We start from the raw sequence: 16335 nt of genomic DNA on the forward strand, positions 1-16335 counted from the left end.
GCTCGCCGCCGGTCAGACCGGCGGCGTCCGCTCGACCCTGCCGACCAGCCGCTCGAAAGTCGCCCGCACGGCCGCCTCGGTCTCGCCGAGCGCGGCCGTGAGCACGTCGAAGTCGGGCATCGCCCCGGCGCGCGCCAGCAGGGCCAGCACCCCGCGCGGCGCTTCCGCCGGCTTGAACGGTCCCGAGACGGCGAGCCGCAGCACCTGCGTCAGGTCGCCGTAGAGGCGTATCGCCGGCACCAGCCGCTCGGCGTCCTCGGCGGCGAGCAGGCCGGCGGCGGCCGCGTTCGTCAGCACCGTCTCGGTGGTGGTCGAGAGGATCTCCGGTCGCTCCGCGGCGTGGATCAGTTGCAGCGCCTGCGCCACGAACTCGACGTCGATCAACCCGCCCGGCACCACCTTGAGGTCCCAGGGATCCTTCGAGCCCTTCTCCGCCTCGATGCGTGCGCGCATGTCGGCGACCTCGGCGCGCACCTTCGCCGGGTCGCGCGGCCGGCGCAGCGTCTCGGCGATCACCGCCTCCACCGCCTCGCCGAGGCCGCCGGTGGCGGCGACGACGCGGGCGCGGGTCAGCGCCATGTGCTCCCAGGTCCAGGCGTCCTCGCGCTGGTAGCGCGCGAAGGCGTCGAGCCGGGTCGCGAGCGGTCCGGCGTTGCCGGACGGACGCAGGCGGAAGTCGACCTCGTAGAGCCGGCCCTCGGCGGTCGGCGCCGTCACGGCGGAGACGAAGCGCTGGGTCAGGCGGGCATAGTACTGCGCCGGGGCGATCGGCCGGCCGCCGTCGGAAGCCGCGGCGTCGGGGTCGTGGTCGTAGAGCAGGATCAGGTCGAGGTCGGAGGCGGCGGTCATCTCGTTGCCCCCGAGCTTGCCCATGGCGACCAGCGCCAGCCGGCCGCCCGAGACCCGGCCGTGGACGCGTTCCATTTCGCCCGCCGTGCGGTCGAGCAGCGCGGCGAGCGTGACGTCGGCGATGCGGGCGTAGGCGGCGCCGGCCTGCCGCGCCGACAGCGTGCCGGAGATGACGCGGACGCCGACCAGGAACATCTGCTCCTGTCCGAAGATGCGGGCGCGATCGAGCGCCTCCTCGTAGGAGCGGCTCTCGGCGAGCGAGCCGTCGAGGCGGCGGACGAGGTCGTCGCGGCTCGGCACGGTGCCGAAGAAGGCCGGCTCCAGCACGGCGTCGAGCACGTGCGGCCGGCGCGCCACCACGTCGGCGAGCCGCGGCGCGGCGCCGAGCACGGTGGCGAGCAGCGACAGGAGGTGCCGGTTCTGCGACAGGAGCGACAGCAGTTGAACGCCCGCCGGCAACCGCGCGAGAAACGCGTCGAAGGCGAGGAAGGCCAGGTCGGCGGCGTCGGTCTCGGCGAAGGCGCCGAGCAGGCGCGGCGTCATCTCGGTCAGGATCTCGCGGGCGCGGGTCGAGCGGGTCGCGGGGTAGCGGCCGAAGTGCCAGGCGCGCACCGCCCGCGTCACGTCGGACGGGCGCTGGTAGCCGAGCCGGCTCAGGGTGGCGATGGTGTCGGGGTCGTCGTCGTCGCCGGTGAAGACCATGTTGCCGACCTCGCCGGAGAGGTCGTCCTCCTCCTCGAACAGGTCGGCATAGTGTTCGGCGACGCGGGTGAGCCGCTCCGTCAGGCCGGCGGCGAAGTCGGCGGCGCCGGCGTAGCCCATCATCCGGCCGATCCGGGCGAGCCCGGCCTCGTCCTCGGGCAGGGTGTGGCTCTGCTCGTCGGCGACCATCTGGATGCGATGCTCGACCCGGCGCAGGAAGCGGTAGGCCTCGGCGAGGTCGTCGCGGATCGCCGGCTTCAGCCAGCCGGCGTCGACGAGGCCGTCGAGCATGGCGAGCGTCGAACGGCCGCGCAGGGCCGGGTTGCGGCCGCCGGCGATCAGCTGCTGGGTCTGGACGAAGAACTCGATCTCGCGGATGCCGCCGCGGCCGAGTTTCACGTTGTGGCCCGCGACGGCGACCTTGCCGTGGCCCTTGTGGGCGTGGATCTGGCGCTTGATCGAGTGGATGTCGCGGATCGCGGCATAGTCTAGATACTTGCGCCAGACGTACGGACGCAGTTCGGCCAGGAAGCGCTCGCCGGCGGGCACGTCGCCGGCGCAGGGGCGCGCCTTGATCATGGCGGCGCGCTCCCAGTTCTGGCCCATGCTCTCGTAATACTGCAGCGCCGCCAGCACCGAGATCGCCGGCGGCGTCGCGCCGGGGTCGGGACGCAGGCGCAGGTCGGTGCGGAAGGCGTAGCCGTCGGCGGTGCGGTCCTGGAGGATCTTCACCAGCCGCTTGGTCAGCCGCACGAAGAAGGTGGAGAGGTCGGTGCCCTCGGGCGCCGGCACCCGCTCGGCGTCGTAGAGCACGATCAGGTCGACGTCGGAGGAGTAATTGAGCTCGAAGGCGCCGTGCTTGCCCATGGCGAGCAGGATCCAGCCCGAGCCGACCTCCGGCCGCTCCGGATCGGGGAGCGCCAGCTTGCCCTGGCGCCCGGCCTCGGCGAGCAGGAAGCGCACGCCGGCGCCGACGCAGGCGTCGGCGAGCCGGGTCAGCGTCCGCGTCACCGTCTCGACGTCCCAGATCCCGCCGAGGTCGGCAAGCGCGATCATCAGCGCCGCCTCCTGCTTGACGGACCTGACGGCACGCATCACCGCGGCCTCGTCGGCGGCGACCTCGTCGAGGCCGACGATCAGGGCGTCGGCGTGGGCCTCGGGCGCGGCGGCAAGGACGCGAGCGAGCCGCTCGGGCCGGCGGAAGGCGATCTCGCGCAGGTAGGAACTGTCCGAGCCCACGGCGACGACGAGGTCGCGGGCGCGCGGCATCGCGGCGAGCACCGCGGCGAGCGCGTCGCCGCCGTCGGCCGCGAGGGCATCGGCGAGGTCGTCCTCGGCACGGGCGAGCGCCGGACCCGCCGCGGGCACCAGCGCGACGCGCCGTCCGAGCGCACCGGCCGGAAAGCCGTCAGTCGTCGCGTCCGCCATGGTCCCCGTCTCCTCCCGTCCGCTCCGCCTCCGGCCGGCGCGGCAGCACCAACGTCACCGCCAGACCCGGCGCGGCGTCGCCGAGTTCGATCCGCCCGCCGTGGATCCGCGCCACCGCGGCGACGAGGCTGAGGCCGAGGCCGGACCCCGGCCGCGTCCGGCTCGCCTCCAGGCGGACGAAACGCTGCAGCACCCTTTCGCGGTCCGCCTCCGGGATGCCAGGGCCGGCGTCGGCGACGGTAACGCGGACCTCCCCGTCCGCGACGCGTCCCTCGAGCCGCACCGGCGGCGAGCCCTCCCCCGGCTCCTCCGGCAGGCCGTACTTGATCGCGTTGTCGAGCAGATTGGTCAACGCCTGCGCGATCAGGGCGCGGTTGCCGCGGATCGGCAGCGGCCCGTCGCCCGCCTGCACCAGCCGGCCGCCGGCGTCCTCGACCACCGGCTCGTAGAGTTCGCCGACGTCGGCGAGCACCTCGCGGACGTCGAGGTCGTCGAAGGAATCGCCGGACGAGCCCGCCTCGACCCGGGCGATCCGGAGCAGCGCGTCGAAGGTGTGGATCAGCTCGTCCGCCTCGCCGATCGAGGAGGCGACGGCGTCGCGCCAGTCGGCGTCGTCGCGGGCCTCGCGCAGGGTCGTCTCCATGCGGTTGCGCAGGCGCGTCAGCGGGGTCTTGAGGTCGTGGGCGATGTTGTCCGAGACCTCCTTCAGCCCGTTCATCAGCGCCTCGATGCGCTCCAGCATCCGATTGAGGCTGACGGCGAGGTTGTCGAACTCGTCGCCCGAGCCGGTGACGTCGAGGCGCTGTCCGAGGTCGCCGGACATGATCCGCCGCGCGGTCTCGGCGACGCTCTCGACGCGCTTCAACACGGTGCGCCCGATCAGGAACCAGGTCAGGAAGGCGAGGACCACCATCACCACCAGCGCGACCTGGAACGCCTCGGCGACGACGGCCTCGAACTCCTGGCGCTCGGCGATGTCGCGGCCGACCAGCAGGCGGAAGCCGCCGGGCATGGCGAAGACGCGGACCACCGCGCGGAACTCGCGCGAGACGTCGCCGTCGAGGCGCTGGTAGGTGACCTGGGTCGGCTGGCCGTCCGGTAGGTTGAGCACGGCGAGCGGCAGGTCGGCGACGTTGCCGACGATGGTGTTCCCGGAATAGTCGGCGACGAGGTAGAGGCTGGCGCTCGGCCGGCGCGAGCGCAGTTCGACCGAACTCACCAGCTGTCGCAGGCCGCCGCGGCGATACTGCTCGGCGAGCGAGTTGATCTCCGAACCGATCGTCGCCTCGAGCTGCCGGTCGAGCAGGGTCGCGGTGTTGTTCGAGATGTAGGCGATCAGGAACAGCGTCAGCGCCGAATAGGAGACGAGGTTGACCAGCGCCAGCTTGAAGGCGGTGGTGCGGACGAGCCGCCCGAACCAGCCGAGGGTGCCGAACGCCGCCTCGTGGGTGTCACGCCCCGTCACGGATCATGTATCCCGCGCCGCGGATAGTGTGCAGCAGCGGCTTGTCGAAGCCCTTGTCGATCTTCGAGCGCAGGCGCGAGACGTGGACGTCGATGACGTTGGTCTGCGGGTCGAAATGGTAGTCCCAGACGTTCTCGAGCAGCATGGTGCGCGTCACCACCTGACCGGCGTGGCGCATCATGTATTCGAGCAGGCGGAATTCGCGCGGCTGCAGCACGATCTCGGCGCCGCCGCGGGTGACGACGTGCGACAGCCGGTCGAGCGTCAGCTCGCCGACGCGGTAGACCGTGTCGACGTCGCCCGGCCGGTTGCGGCGGGCGAGCGCCTCGATGCGCGCCAGCAGTTCGGAGAAGGCGTAGGGCTTGGTCAGGTAGTCGTCGCCGCCGGCGCGCAGGCCCTTGACGCGGTCGTCGACCTGCCCGAGCGCGGACAGGATCAGCACCGGCGTATGGTCGTGGCGCCGGCGCAGGTCCTCGACGATGGCGAGGCCGTCGCGCTTCGGCAGCATGCGGTCGACCACCAGCACGTCGTAGCCGCCGGTCTCGGCGAAATGCGTGCCGGCCTCGCCGTCGGCGGCGTGGTCCACCGTGTGGCCCGCCTCGTCCAGCGCCTTCACCAGATAGGACGCCGCTTCCCGGTCGTCCTCGATCAAGAGTACCCGCATGGCCGCCCGTGACATGCCCGTTCCCTCGTCTGCATGTGAACTTTTCCCGGTGGGTCCGCAAGGGAAAACGGCAGGCCGGGGGGAACGGCCTGCCGCTTCCGTGGGGACCCGCCGGCAACCGGGGCGAACCGGTCGGGTCCTCGGCAGGCGGCGCGTACGGGGGGATGCGCCGCCTTTCCTCCGGGGCGCCCGCGGCAGGGAGAGAACCGCGGGCGCCCCGATCGGGATCAGGCCTTGTCGAGCGGCAGGGCGACAAAGCGGAGGTTGTCGCCGGTGCGCACGCGCAGCAGCACCGCCTTGCGGCCCTCCTCGGCGGCCTTGCGCAGGCCGGCCTGGACCTCCGCCGGCTTCGAGACCGCGTGGCCCGCGACCTCGAGGATGACGTCGCCCTGGCGCAGGCCCTTGTCGGCCGCCTTGCCCTCGGGGTCGAGGCGGGTGACCACCACGCCCTCGTCGCCGGCCCCCGCCTGCGCCGCCGGGGCGAGCGACAGGCCGAGGTCCTTCAGCGTCGTCGGTTCGGCCTTGCCGGAGCTCTCGGCGGCGGCGACTTTCTGCTCGTCCGGCAGCTGGCCGAGTTCGACCTTGACCTCCTTCTTCTCGCCGTTGCGGAACACGGTGACGTCGACCGTGGTCTCCGGCGGATAGGCGGCGATGCGGCGGGCGAGGTCGCGGGCGTCGTTCACCGCCTCGCCGTTGACCGCGACGATGGCGTCGCCGGCCTTGATGCCGGCCTTCTCGGCGGGCGAGCCGTCCTGCGGCTCGGTGACCAGGGCGCCCTTGGCGGCGTCGAGGCCGATCGAGGCGGCGAGGTCCTCGGTCACCGGCTGGATCTGCACGCCGAGCCAGCCGCGCACCACCTTGCCGTCGTCCATCAGGTCCTTGACCACGGTCTCGACCGTGCGGGCCGGGATGGCGAAGCCGATGCCGACCGAGCCGCCCGACGGCGAGTAGATCGCCGTGTTGACGCCGATCACCTCGCCGGCGAGGTTGAAGGCCGGGCCGCCGGAGTTGCCCTTGTTGATCGGGGCGTCGATCTGGATGAAGTCGTCGTAGGGGCCGGCGCCGATGTCGCGGCCGCGGGCCGAGACGATGCCGGCGGTGACCGTGCCGCCGAGGCCGAACGGGTTGCCGATCGCCACCACCCAGTCGCCGACGCGGCTGTCGCCGGCCGAGAAGGAGACGTGCGGCAGGTCCTTGCCGTCCTTGACCTTGACGAGGGCGATGTCGGTCTTCGGGTCGGTGCCGATCACGTCGGCCTTGAGCTCGCGGCCGTCGGTGGTGACCACCGTGACCTCCTCGGCGTTCTCGACGACGTGGTTGTTGGTCACCACGTAGCCGTCGGCCGAGATGAAGAAGCCCGAGCCCTGGGCCATGCCGTAGCGGTGCGGCTGCTCGCCGCCGCGACCGCCGCCGCCGGGCATGCCCGGCATCGGCTGGCCGAAGCGCTTGAAGAAGTCGTAGAGCGGGCTGTCCTCGGGGATGTTCGGGATGCCCTGGTCGTCGGCTTGGGCGACCTCGTCGGTCTTGACCCGGATCGAGACCACGGCCGGCGTGACGCGGGAGACGACGTCGGCGAAGGAGAAGGGCTGGGCGGCCTGCGCGGAGACGGGCGGCGCGCTGAGGTTCTGCGCCACCGCGCTCGAACCGGAGAACACCACGCTCTCGCCGGCGACGATGCCGCCGAGGGCGAGGGCGAAGACGCTGCCGAGCAGCAGGCTCTTCACGCGCGGGGAGCGGCCGGGGCGGGAGTTGCGATCAGACGACATGATGGTCCAGGGCTCCGTTGTCTTCCTCGGAACGGCCGCGTCGGAGGCGGCGTCCGTCGAGGAGGAATATGGGCCCCGGAACCTGACGGGCGAATGGCCCGGCGATTAAATCGGCGTAAGTCTGCGGCCGAAATCGTGGCGAGAAATCAGGGCTTTGCCGCGTTTTCGCCACGATCGGCGATCGCCCGCAGCGCGCGCTCCTCCTCGGCGGTCAGCCGGTCCTCGACCGCGCCGCCCTCGGCCTTGCGCCGACGCCAGCCGATCCAGGCGGCGAGGCCGCCGACCACCAGCAACGCCGGCGGCGTCACCCAGATCACCCAGCCCCAGCCGTGCAGGCGGGGCTTCAGCAGCACGAACTCGCCGTAGCGGGCGACCAGGAAGTCCATCACCTCCTCGTCGCTGTCGCCGGCGGTGATGCGCTCGCGCACGAGCACGCGCAGGTCCTTGGCGAGCTGGGCGTCGCTGTCGTCGATCGACTGGTTCTGGCAGACGAGGCAGCGCAGTTCCGCCGAGAGCGCGCGGGCGCGCGCCTCCAGCGCCGGATCCGCCAGCCGCTCGTCCGGCTGCACGGCGAGGGCGCCGCCGAGGGCGGAAAGCGAGAGCGTGGCGGCGAGCGCCAGGGTCGCGAGCGGGCGGGCCATCGAGCTCACTCCGCCGCGACCGGGCCGGCGGCGCGCGCCGGCTTCGGCGCGCCGACGCGCAGGCGGCGGTCCGACAGCGACAGCGCGCCGCCGGCCATCATCACGAGGCCGCCGAGCCAGATCAGCGTCACCAGCGGCTTGTCCCACATCCGCACCACGACGCCCGCCCCGTCCGGCGAGGGATCGCCGAGGGTGACGTAGAGCTGCGAGAAGCCGTGGGTGCGGATCGCCGCCTCGGTCGTCGGCATCTGCCGCGCCTGATAGAAGCGCTTCTCCGGATCCAGCTTGAACACCTCGACTCCGCCGCGCCGGGCGGTCATGTGGACGATCATCGCCTGATAATTCGGGCCGCGGACGTCCTCGCTGCCGTCGTAGGTGACCTCGTAGGCGCCGATGGTGGCGCGCTCGCCCGGCTTCATCGACAGGATGGTCTCGCTCTGGAAGGCGCTGACGCCGACGATGCCGGCCAGCGTCACGCCGAGGCCGGCGTGGGCGAGCGCGGTGCCGAAGGCCGAGCGCGGCAGGCCGACGAGGCGGGCGAAGCCGACGGAGAGGCCGGCGTCCCGGAAGCGGGCGCGGTGGGCGAGTTCGGCGAAGGCGCCGACGATCAGCCACGCCGACAGGCCGATGCCGATGACGGCGAGCACCGGGCCGCCGCCGGCGAGCCAGAGCGTCGCGAGCGCGGCCACCAGCGCCGCGCCGAAGGCGGCCCACAGGCGCTGCGTCGCCGCCAGCAGGTCGCCGCGCTTCCAGGCCAGCATCGGGCCGAAGGGCACGGCGATCAGCAACGGCAGCATCAGCGGGCCGAAGGCGAGGTTGAAGAAGGGCGCGCCGACCGAGACCTTGCCGCCGGTGGTCGCCTCGAGCAGCAGCGGGTAGAGCGTGCCGACCAGCACGGTCGCGGTCGCGGCGGTCAGCACGATGTTGTTCAACACCAGCGCACCCTCGCGGCTCACCGGGGCGAACAGGCCGCCCTGGGCGAGCGTCCCGGCGCGCCACGCGAACAGCGCGAGACCGCCGCCGATGAAGACGCAGAGGATGCCGAGGATGAAGACGCCGCGCGCCGGGTCGGTGGCGAAGGCGTGCACCGAGGTCAGTACGCCGGAGCGGACCAGGAAGGTGCCGAGAAGCGACAGCGAGAAGGTCAGGATGGCGAGCAGCACCGTCCAGACCTTGAGCGCGTTGCGCTTCTCCATTACCAGCGCCGAATGCAGGAGCGCGGTGCCGGCGAGCCAGGGCATGAACGAGGCGTTCTCGACCGGGTCCCAGAACCACCAGCCACCCCAGCCGAGCTCATAATAGGCCCAGTAGGAGCCCATGGCGATGCCGGCGGTCAGGAACACCCAGGCCGCCAGCGTCCACGGCCGCACCCAGCGCGCCCAGGCGGCGTCGATCCGGCCCTCGATCAGGGCGGCGACGGCGAAAGCGAAGGAGATCGAGAAGCCGACGTAGCCGAGGTAGAGCAGCGGCGGATGGATCGCGAGGCCGACGTCCTGCAGCACCGGGTTGAGGTCCTGGCCCTGGAACGGGGCCGGATCGAGCCGCAGGAACGGGTTGGACGTCACCAGGATGAAGGCGAGGAAGGCGGTGGTGATCCAGCCCTGGACGCCGATCACGTTGGCCTTCAGCGTCGCCGGCAGGTTACCGCCGAAGGCGGCGACCGCGGCGCCGAACAGGGCCAGGATCAGCACCCAGAGCAGCATCGAGCCCTCGTGGTTGCCCCAGAGCCCGGTCAGCTTGTAGAGCGTCGGCTTCAGCGAGTGGGAGTTCTCGTAGACGTTGGCGACCGAGAAGTCCGAGGTCATGTAGGCGTGCGCCAGAGCCGCGAAGGCGAGGCCGATCAGCACGAATTCCGCCAGCGCGAGGCTGGGGCCGACCCGCATCAGGGCGTCGTCGCGGCGGGCGGCGCCGAGCACCGGCACCACCGACTGCAGGATGGCCAGCGCCAGCGCGAGCACCAGCGCGAAATGTCCGAGTTCCGCGATCATCGCCGTCGTCCTCCCCACCGGCCGGTCAATTGGTGGCGGACGTCGTCGCCGCCGGCGCCGCGCCCCTGACCGGGGCGCCGCCTTCGGCGCCCTCCTGCCAGACGCCCTGCGCCTTCAGGCTGTCGACGACCTCCTTCGGCATGTAGTTCTCGTCGTGCTTGGCGAGCACGGTGTCGGCGGCGAAGCGGCCGTCGGGGCCGAGCGCGCCTTCCGCCACCACGCCCTGGCCCTCGCGGAACAGGTCCGGCAACAGGCCGGTATAGGTGACGGCGACGTCGTTGACCGTGTCGGTGACGGCGAAGCTCACCGTCGCGCCGCCGTTCGCCTTGACCACCGAGCCTTCCTTGACGAGGCCGCCGATCCGGAGCCGCCGGCCCGGCTCGACCGTGCCCTCGGCGATCTCGGTCGGGGTCTTGAACAGGGCGATCTGGCCGCTGAGGCCGTAGAGGGTCAGCCCCACCGCCACCGCGAGCACGCTGCCCGCGACCGCGATCAGCACCAGTCTCCGCTGCTTGCGCGTCATCGCCATTCCCGTCCGTCCCGCCTCGTGGACACCCAGCCTAGCCGGAGACGCCGGCCTCGCTCGCCACCGCCTCGATGCCTTCGAGCACCGCCGCGTCGCCGGCGAAGGTCTCCTTCGCCTTGGCGTAGGCCGCCTTTGCGTCGGCGGTGCGGCCGAGCACGGCGTAGGCGCGGATCAGGCGCTGCCAGCCCTCGGCGTCCTTCGGATCGGCGGCGAGCCGGTCGGCGAGGCGCTGCACCATGCCCTGGATCATCTGCTGGCGGTCGCCCTCCGACATGCCCGCGGCGGCGGCGACGTCGCCGGCGTCCGGACCGGGCGCGGCGGCGACCGGCGGCGCCATCGCCGGCAGCGTCGCAGGCTCGGGCGTGTCCTTCGGCCGGCCGAGGGCGGCGAGCAACTCGCCGCGGCGGGCGCGCACCTCCGGCAGCCACGGCGCGTCGGCGGGCGAGCGCGCCATCAACGCCTCGAAGGCGGCGAGCGCCTCGTCGTTGCGGCCGGCCTGCTTCAGGCCGAGGGCGCGGTAGTAGAGCGATTTCGGCCGGTCGCCGTCGGCGGCGACCACGGCGTCGAAGGCGGCCTGCGCCTCTTCGGTGACGATGCCCTGGTTGGCCGCCACCAGCGCCTCGCCGAGGCTCTCGCGGGTGTCGACGTCGTCGGCGCCGAGCGCGGTCGCCTTGCCCCAGGCGGCGGCGGCGTCGGCGTAGCGGCCCATGCGCATGTAGATCGGCGCGACCACCAGCCAGCCGCGGACGTCGCCGGGGTTCTGCTCGAGGTGCGCCTCGACCTGCGCCACCATTGCAGAGACGTCGTGCTCGCCGTTGGAGGCGGCGAGGCGGGCCTCGAGCGGCTGGTCCGGCATCTCCGGCGAGCCGACGGCGAGATAGAGCCCGAGGGCGGCGAGCGGCACGAACAGCACGCTCGCCACCGCGACCGGACGGGCGAGGCTGCGGCTGCTCCCGGCGGCCGCCTTCAGGGCCGCGTCGGCGCGCAGCAGGCGGCGGGCGATCTCGGTGCGGGCGGCCTCGGCCTCGCCCTCCCCGATCAGCCCGCGGGCGCGGTCGCGGTCGAGTTCGGCGAGCTGGTCGCGGTAGACGGCGAGGTCGTGCTCGGCTTCCGGGGCCGCGGACCGGCCCCGGGCCAGCGGCAGCAGCACCGCGAGGACGGCCGCGAAGGTGAGGACGGCGAAGGCGATCCAGAGCAGCATCGGAGACCACGTGTCGTGGGGCCCGACCACGCCAAGCCCGGCACCCACATAAGGCACCTTGGAACGTTTCTCAACGACGGCGGCCCATACGTCGCAGTCCGAACGCCAAATCCGCCGACGGATCGGGAGGCCCGTGCTTGGCGTCCGGTCAGGGCGTGCCGACGCGGCCGAGGGCGATGTCGCGCGACTTGCGCAACAGCACGGCATATTCCTCGCCGTGGGCGAGTTCGGCCATCTTCAGCAGGCTGTCGCTGAGTTGCGTCAACGCGGCGCGGCGCTCGCCGCGCGCCTTGCGCAGCCGTTCGATGATCTCGCGGCCGTAGACGTCGATCGCCTGGTCGATCGAGGCGCCGAGCCGGGCGACCAGTTCGTTGACCGCCAGCGCCTCCTTGTGACGTCGTGCCGCGGTGAAGACGGCGACGACGCGCACCGCGTCGTCGGCGTCCGCCGGCGCCGGATCGACGTCCGGGGCCGGCCGCAGCGCGGTGCGCAGCACCGGCAGGGCGTCGTCGAGCAGGCGGCCGATCAGCTGCGACATCGTCCGCCGGAGGTCGACGAGGCGGGTCCGCCAGCGCGAATCGTTGTGCACCAGCACCACCGTGGTCGCCCCGCGCACCACCTCGTGGAAGCGGCGGAACTCGCCGACGAGGTCGGCGAGGTCGGCGCGCTCGGCCCACAACGTCTCGAAGCGCAGGATGGCGCGCTCGCCGACGCCGAGGCCGACGTCGACGAAGTCGGCCGCCGGGGTGTCGCGAATGTCGGCGACGTCGTCGGAGCCGGCGGCGAGCACGGCGATGCGGAACAGCGTCGCCGGCGTGGCGACGCGGCCGGCGACCGCCGCCGCCAGCCACGGCGCGTCGTCGGGGCAGGCGTCGAGGTGGGCCGCGATCGGTTCGGCGGCGAGCTTCTCGGCGATCTCGGTGGCGCCGATCGTCGCCGGCAGGCGGCCGAGGATGCGCTCCAGCCGCGGCAGGCGGTCGCGCAGCGCCAGCATGTCGACGAGGTCCTCGTAGGCGGCGTCGCCGCCGAGGCGCATGGCGAGGCGCATGCGCGCCTTCGGATCGTCGCGGCCGTCGCGGATCCGGCGCTGCAGTTCCGCGAAAGTCGTCCCGCGCATGGTGGCGACCGCGGCCTCGAGCTCCGAGGCCGTGGCGTGGGCCCCCGCGAGCGCCGCGCCGGTCCACGGCACCAGCGCCTCGCCGATGATCTCGCGCTCGGCGAGGGTCCACAGCGGCTCCAGCGTCTCGCGGCAGATCCAGCCGGGCTGTTTGACCGCGGTGCGCTCGTCGATCAGGTAAGGCGCGAACGGTACGAAGAAGCGTTCGCGCGGCTCGGCCAGCGGCCCGCGCGGCTCGGGCGCCGGTGGAGCGGGAGCGGCGACCGGCGCGGCGGCGGCCGGGGCCTGGACCGCGGCGGTCGCGGCCGCCTGGAGGGCGGCGACGACGCCGCGCGGCACGATCGCGCCGTAGGACGACGCGGCCGGCTGAGCGGGCGCGACGGTGCGGGCCGCCTCGGCGAGCAGACGCAACTCGGGGTCGGCGTCGGCGCCGGTGGTCTCGAGCCGGCGCAGCAGCATCTCCCGCGCGGCGGGCGAGAGCCCGGCGAGGTAGGAGGCCACCTTCTCCCGCTTGAGACTGTCGGCGGTCATCGTCCGGACGCCTCGTCGACTACAAGAACTGCGCGTCCAGAGAATTTGCCATCGAATTGGTTGACGGTGTGTGATCGACGTCGTCGAAGCCGACGCGTCGCCGCAACCGAAGCGAAACGGCCGGGGACGCCACCCGCGTCCCCGGCCGTTTCGGTGTCCCGTCCCCGTCGGCGGCGGTCAGTCGACCGGGCGCCAGGTGCCGTCGGGGTTGCGGCAGGCGGTGCCGCGGGCGGTCTGCGGGCGACCGTCGATGTAGACGGTGCTGGTGTACTGGCGGCAGACCTGACGGTTGACCTCGAAGGGCGCGCCCGGGCGGATCTCGCCGTAGCGGCCGGACTGCGGGTTCGACCAGTTCTGGGCGTAGCCGGACTCGAACGCCTGCGACTGCGCATAGTAGTAGTACTGACGATCCTGCTCGTCCATCTGGGCGCCGATCTGGTTGCCGAGGAAGCCGCCGATCAGCGCGCCGGCGGCGATCGCCGCCACCTTGCCCGAGCCCTGACCGAAGGCCGAGCCGATCGCGGCGCCGCCCACGGCGCCGGCGAGCGTGCCGAGCGTCGCCTTCTGCCCGACCGTCGGATCGGAGGCGCAACCGGCCAGCATGGTCGCGACCATCCCGGCCACCGCAATCTTCTTGAACGACATCGTCTCCCGTCTCCCTCAGGTTCCGACCACCGGCGGCCGCCATCGGCGTCCTTGCACCGGCCTTGGAACAAATTCGACCGTGTTCGGTTCCTTGGCCGTCGATGATGGCCGAAATAGGAAGGTTCCGCCAAGCCCGCCGTCGGTCGGATCAACTCTGCGGCAGGCGCACGGCCACCGCCAATCCTCCCAGCTCCGAGCGGCCGAGCATCATCGTGCCGCCGTAGGCCTCGACGATCTCGTCGGCGATGGCGAGGCCGAGGCCGGAGCCCGGCACGGTCTCGTCGAGGCGGCGGCCGCGGCCGAGCACTTCGGCGTAGCGCGTCTCGGGAACGCCGGGGCCGTCGTCCTCCACCGTCACCGTCACCATCGGCCGCGCCGCCAACGCGTCGGTCTCGCCGCGGGCGGCGACGCGGACGCGGCCGCGGCCGTATTTGCAGGCGTTGTCCATCAGGTTGCCGACGACGTCCTCGAGGTCGCGCCGCTCGATGCGCGCGCGCAGCGCCGGCGGCGCCGTCACGACGATGTCGACGGCGCGGTCGGCGTGGGCGCGGCGCAGCACGTTGGCGAGGCCCTCGAGCGACCGACCGAGGTCGGCGGCGGCGCCGACGACGCGGCGCTCGGCGGCGACGCGGGCGCGGTCGAGGTGGCGGTCGACCTGGGCGCGCATCAGTTGGACCTGCTCGACCACCTTGCCGGCGAGCGGCCCGTCCTCGGCGCGCGCCTCGTTCAGCATCACGCTGAGCGGCGTCTTCAGGGCGTGGGCGAGGTTGCCGACGTGGCCGCGCGCGCGCTCGACCACGGCGACGTTGGTCTCGATCAGCGCGTTGAGCTCCTGGCCGAGCGGGGCGATCTCGCTCGGCAGGTCCGACGGCAGGCGGGTGTTGCGGCCGGCGCGGATGTCGGCGAGGGCGGCGCGCATGCGTTCGAGCGGCCTGAGGCCGATCCGCACCTGCAGCACCGAGGCGACCAGGAGACCGGCGGCCAGCACCGCCAGCGTCACGAACACCCGGCGGCCGAAGGCGGCGACGTCGGTGCGGATCTCGTCGGCGTTGCCGGTGACGACCACGTCGTAACGCCGCTCGCCCACCGTGACGCGCTGCACCGACAGCCGCAGGTCGGCGTCGACCGGGCCGCGCACGAAGGCCGCGGTCGGGGTGCCGTCTGGCGGCGGCGAGGGCACGTCGAGGAGTTCGCCGTAGAGCGAGCGGCTCGCCGCCACCGTGGTGCCGCTCACCGCGTCGCGGATCATCCAGTACCAGCCGGTCAGCGGCAGCAGGAAGCGCGGCTCGCCGAGGCTGCCGGGATCGGGCGTTTCGCCGGCCGGGGTCGCGGCGACGCGGCCGGCGATGGTCTTCTGGTAGACCTCGAGGCGGGCGTCGAAGCCGCGGACGATGTCGGTGCGGTAGAGCTCGGTCAGCACGAGACCGGCGACGGCGAGCGCGATCGCGCTCCACACCGCCGAGACCAGCATCAGCCGGAGCGCCAGCGAGCCGCGCGCGGCGACGCCGCGCCGGAGCGGGGCCTTGGCGGGCGCGGCGGCGGGATCGTCGGCCACGTCAGCCGCCCGGCCGCGAGGCGATGCGGTAGCCGAGGCCGCGCACGGTCTCGATCACGTCGACGCCGAGCTTCTTGCGCAGGCGGCCGACGAAGACCTCGATCGTGTTGGAATCGCGATCGAAGTCCTGGTCGTAGAGATGCTCGACCAGCTCGGTGCGCGAGACCACCTTGTCGACGTGCAGCATGAGATACTGCATCAGGCGGAACTCGTGGCTGGTCAGCTTCACCGGGTTGCCGTCGACGGTGACCCGGCCGGCCTTGACGTCGAGGCGGACGGAGCCGACCTCGATCTCGTTGGAGGCGTGGCCGGCGGCGCGGCGCATCAGGGCGCGCAGGCGCGCCAGCACCTCCTCCATGTGAAAGGGCTTGGCGACGTAGTCGTCGGCGCCGGCGTCGATGCCGGCGACCTTGTCGCTCCAGCGGTCGCGGGCGGTCAGCAGCAGCACCGGCATCCGGCGCTGGGCGCGGCGCCAGGCCTCGAGCACGCTGAGGCCGTCCATCTTCGGCAGACCGATGTCGAGCACCACGGCGTCGTAGGGCTCGGTGTCGCCGAGGAAGTGACCCTCCTCGCCGTCGGCCGCGGTGTCGACCACCCAGCCGGCGTCGCGGCAGGCCGTGACCAGCTGCCGGCTGAGATCGGGATCGTCCTCGACGATGAGCACGCGCATCGGCCGCCTCGGCTTCCGGGGGTTATCTCAGGCGCTGGCCGGACCGGGCGTCGACCACCACGTTGACCACCGCGCCGCCGTCGACCATCACCGCGAGGCGGTAGACCAGCCGGCCGCCCTGTTCGCACAGCTGGGCGTCGACGATGTCGCCGCCGACCTTGCGGGCGATCGCGCCGAGGCGCTGCGCCTGCCCGCTCGCCACCGCCTGCCGCGCCTCCTGCCCGGACAGGCAGGCGGCCGCCGCCGGCGCGGCGCCGGCGGCGAGGAGTGCGGTTGCGAGGAGGATCCCCCGGACGGCGCGGGGGGCGGCGAGACGTCCCATGGCGCCCACCTTACGAGCCGCGCGCTGAACCGTCCATGAACGCCGAAGGCCACGCCGGAGCCGACGCTCGCCGAGGCTCATCCGCCGGCCGCGTCGCCGGCCTCCCCGAGCGCCGCCTCCGGCCACCAGCCCTCCCCGCCCTCCGCGTAGGCGAGGCCGTAGACCGCGCCATCCGGCCCTTCCGCCACCGCCGTCACCGTCGCCCGCCGTTCCGGCCGGTCCTCGGTCCGGAGCACGTCGTCGCCGATCGTCCATCGTGCCATGG

Annotated in this window: 14 protein-coding genes; all 14 read right to left on the reverse strand. The window is 73.1% G+C overall.

What is annotated here, in order from left to right; all coding sequences use genetic code 11:
- Positions 1-12 precede the first annotated feature (12 nt).
- Complete coding sequence (locus tag EDD54_RS15680) at positions 13-2979, reverse strand: bifunctional [glutamine synthetase] adenylyltransferase/[glutamine synthetase]-adenylyl-L-tyrosine phosphorylase (RefSeq protein WP_126537942.1); 2967 nt, start codon at positions 2977-2979, stop codon at positions 13-15.
- Positions 2960-4444, reverse strand: a complete 1485-nt coding sequence (locus tag EDD54_RS15685; RefSeq protein ID WP_126537944.1) for a HAMP domain-containing sensor histidine kinase — start codon at positions 4442-4444, stop codon at positions 2960-2962. Before EDD54_RS15685 ends, EDD54_RS15680 begins: the two co-directional genes overlap by 20 nt.
- Positions 4431-5123: a response regulator transcription factor gene (locus EDD54_RS15690; RefSeq protein ID WP_281010182.1), complete on the reverse strand. Its 693-nt coding sequence runs from the start codon at positions 5121-5123 to the stop codon at positions 4431-4433. The genes EDD54_RS15685 and EDD54_RS15690 overlap by 14 nt, the downstream gene beginning before the upstream one ends.
- 212 nt (positions 5124-5335) lie before the next feature.
- A complete protein-coding gene (locus EDD54_RS15695) occupies positions 5336-6874 on the reverse strand; it encodes a Do family serine endopeptidase (protein ID WP_126537946.1) in 1539 nt (512 codons plus the stop codon).
- A 146-nt stretch (positions 6875-7020) separates the two neighbouring features.
- The gene (locus EDD54_RS15700) at positions 7021-7515 is read right to left on the reverse strand and encodes a cytochrome c-type biogenesis protein (protein WP_126537948.1); all 495 of its coding nucleotides are present in this window, start codon (positions 7513-7515) and stop codon (positions 7021-7023) included.
- A gap of 5 nt (positions 7516-7520) precedes the next feature.
- Entirely contained in the window at positions 7521-9503 is a 1983-nt protein-coding gene (locus EDD54_RS15705) for a heme lyase CcmF/NrfE family subunit (protein ID WP_126537950.1), read from the reverse strand.
- Between the two features lie 25 nt (positions 9504-9528).
- Positions 9529-10026 carry a cytochrome c maturation protein CcmE gene (gene ccmE / locus EDD54_RS15710; protein WP_126541777.1) on the reverse strand — a complete coding sequence of 166 codons (498 nt, stop codon included), beginning with the start codon at positions 10024-10026 and terminating at the stop codon, positions 9529-9531.
- A gap of 37 nt (positions 10027-10063) precedes the next feature.
- Positions 10064-11230, reverse strand: coding sequence for a c-type cytochrome biogenesis protein CcmI (gene ccmI, locus EDD54_RS15715; RefSeq protein ID WP_126537952.1), 1167 nt, complete (start codon positions 11228-11230; stop codon positions 10064-10066).
- 148 nt (positions 11231-11378) lie between these two features.
- Entirely contained in the window at positions 11379-12878 is a 1500-nt protein-coding gene (locus EDD54_RS15720; RefSeq protein ID WP_126537954.1) for a hypothetical protein, read from the reverse strand.
- Positions 12879-13055: 177 nt separating this feature from the next.
- Complete coding sequence (locus EDD54_RS15725) at positions 13056-13523, reverse strand: RT0821/Lpp0805 family surface protein (protein WP_126537956.1); 468 nt, start codon at positions 13521-13523, stop codon at positions 13056-13058.
- Positions 13524-13671: 148 nt separating this feature from the next.
- On the reverse strand, positions 13672-15078 hold the full coding sequence (locus EDD54_RS15730; protein WP_208112215.1) for a sensor histidine kinase: 1407 nt from the start codon (positions 15076-15078) through the stop codon (positions 13672-13674).
- A gap of 1 nt (position 15079) precedes the next feature.
- Positions 15080-15748 carry a response regulator transcription factor gene (locus EDD54_RS15735; protein ID WP_126537957.1) on the reverse strand — a complete coding sequence of 223 codons (669 nt, stop codon included), beginning with the start codon at positions 15746-15748 and terminating at the stop codon, positions 15080-15082.
- A gap of 22 nt (positions 15749-15770) precedes the next feature.
- Positions 15771-16070: a PepSY domain-containing protein gene (locus EDD54_RS15740; protein ID WP_126537959.1), complete on the reverse strand. Its 300-nt coding sequence runs from the start codon at positions 16068-16070 to the stop codon at positions 15771-15773.
- A 77-nt stretch (positions 16071-16147) separates the two neighbouring features.
- Positions 16148-16333 carry a hypothetical protein gene (locus EDD54_RS15745; RefSeq protein WP_126537961.1) on the reverse strand — a complete coding sequence of 62 codons (186 nt, stop codon included), beginning with the start codon at positions 16331-16333 and terminating at the stop codon, positions 16148-16150.
- Positions 16334-16335: the final 2 nt, after the last annotated feature.

Origin of the sequence: Oharaeibacter diazotrophicus (assembly GCF_004362745.1) — a bacterium.
GTDB classification, from domain to species: Bacteria; Pseudomonadota; Alphaproteobacteria; order Rhizobiales; family Pleomorphomonadaceae; genus Oharaeibacter; species Oharaeibacter diazotrophicus.

Coding starts and splice junctions, on each gene's coding strand:
- EDD54_RS15680 (WP_126537942.1), bottom strand. CDS start 2,979: ATGGCGGACGCGACGACTGACGGCTTTCCGGCCGGTGCGCTCGGACGG.
- EDD54_RS15690 (WP_281010182.1), bottom strand. CDS start 5,123: ATGTCACGGGCGGCCATGCGGGTACTCTTGATCGAGGACGACCGGGAA.
- EDD54_RS15695 (WP_126537946.1), bottom strand. CDS start 6,874: ATGTCGTCTGATCGCAACTCCCGCCCCGGCCGCTCCCCGCGCGTGAAG.
- EDD54_RS15700 (WP_126537948.1), bottom strand. CDS start 7,515: ATGGCCCGCCCGCTCGCGACCCTGGCGCTCGCCGCCACGCTCTCGCTT.
- EDD54_RS15705 (WP_126537950.1), bottom strand. CDS start 9,503: ATGATCGCGGAACTCGGACATTTCGCGCTGGTGCTCGCGCTGGCGCTG.
- ccmE (WP_126541777.1), bottom strand. CDS start 10,026: ATGACGCGCAAGCAGCGGAGACTGGTGCTGATCGCGGTCGCGGGCAGC.
- ccmI (WP_126537952.1), bottom strand. CDS start 11,230: ATGCTGCTCTGGATCGCCTTCGCCGTCCTCACCTTCGCGGCCGTCCTC.
- EDD54_RS15720 (WP_126537954.1), bottom strand. CDS start 12,878: ATGACCGCCGACAGTCTCAAGCGGGAGAAGGTGGCCTCCTACCTCGCC.
- EDD54_RS15725 (WP_126537956.1), bottom strand. CDS start 13,523: ATGTCGTTCAAGAAGATTGCGGTGGCCGGGATGGTCGCGACCATGCTG.
- EDD54_RS15735 (WP_126537957.1), bottom strand. CDS start 15,748: ATGCGCGTGCTCATCGTCGAGGACGATCCCGATCTCAGCCGGCAGCTG.
- EDD54_RS15740 (WP_126537959.1), bottom strand. CDS start 16,070: ATGGGACGTCTCGCCGCCCCCCGCGCCGTCCGGGGGATCCTCCTCGCA.
- EDD54_RS15745 (WP_126537961.1), bottom strand. CDS start 16,333: ATGGCACGATGGACGATCGGCGACGACGTGCTCCGGACCGAGGACCGG.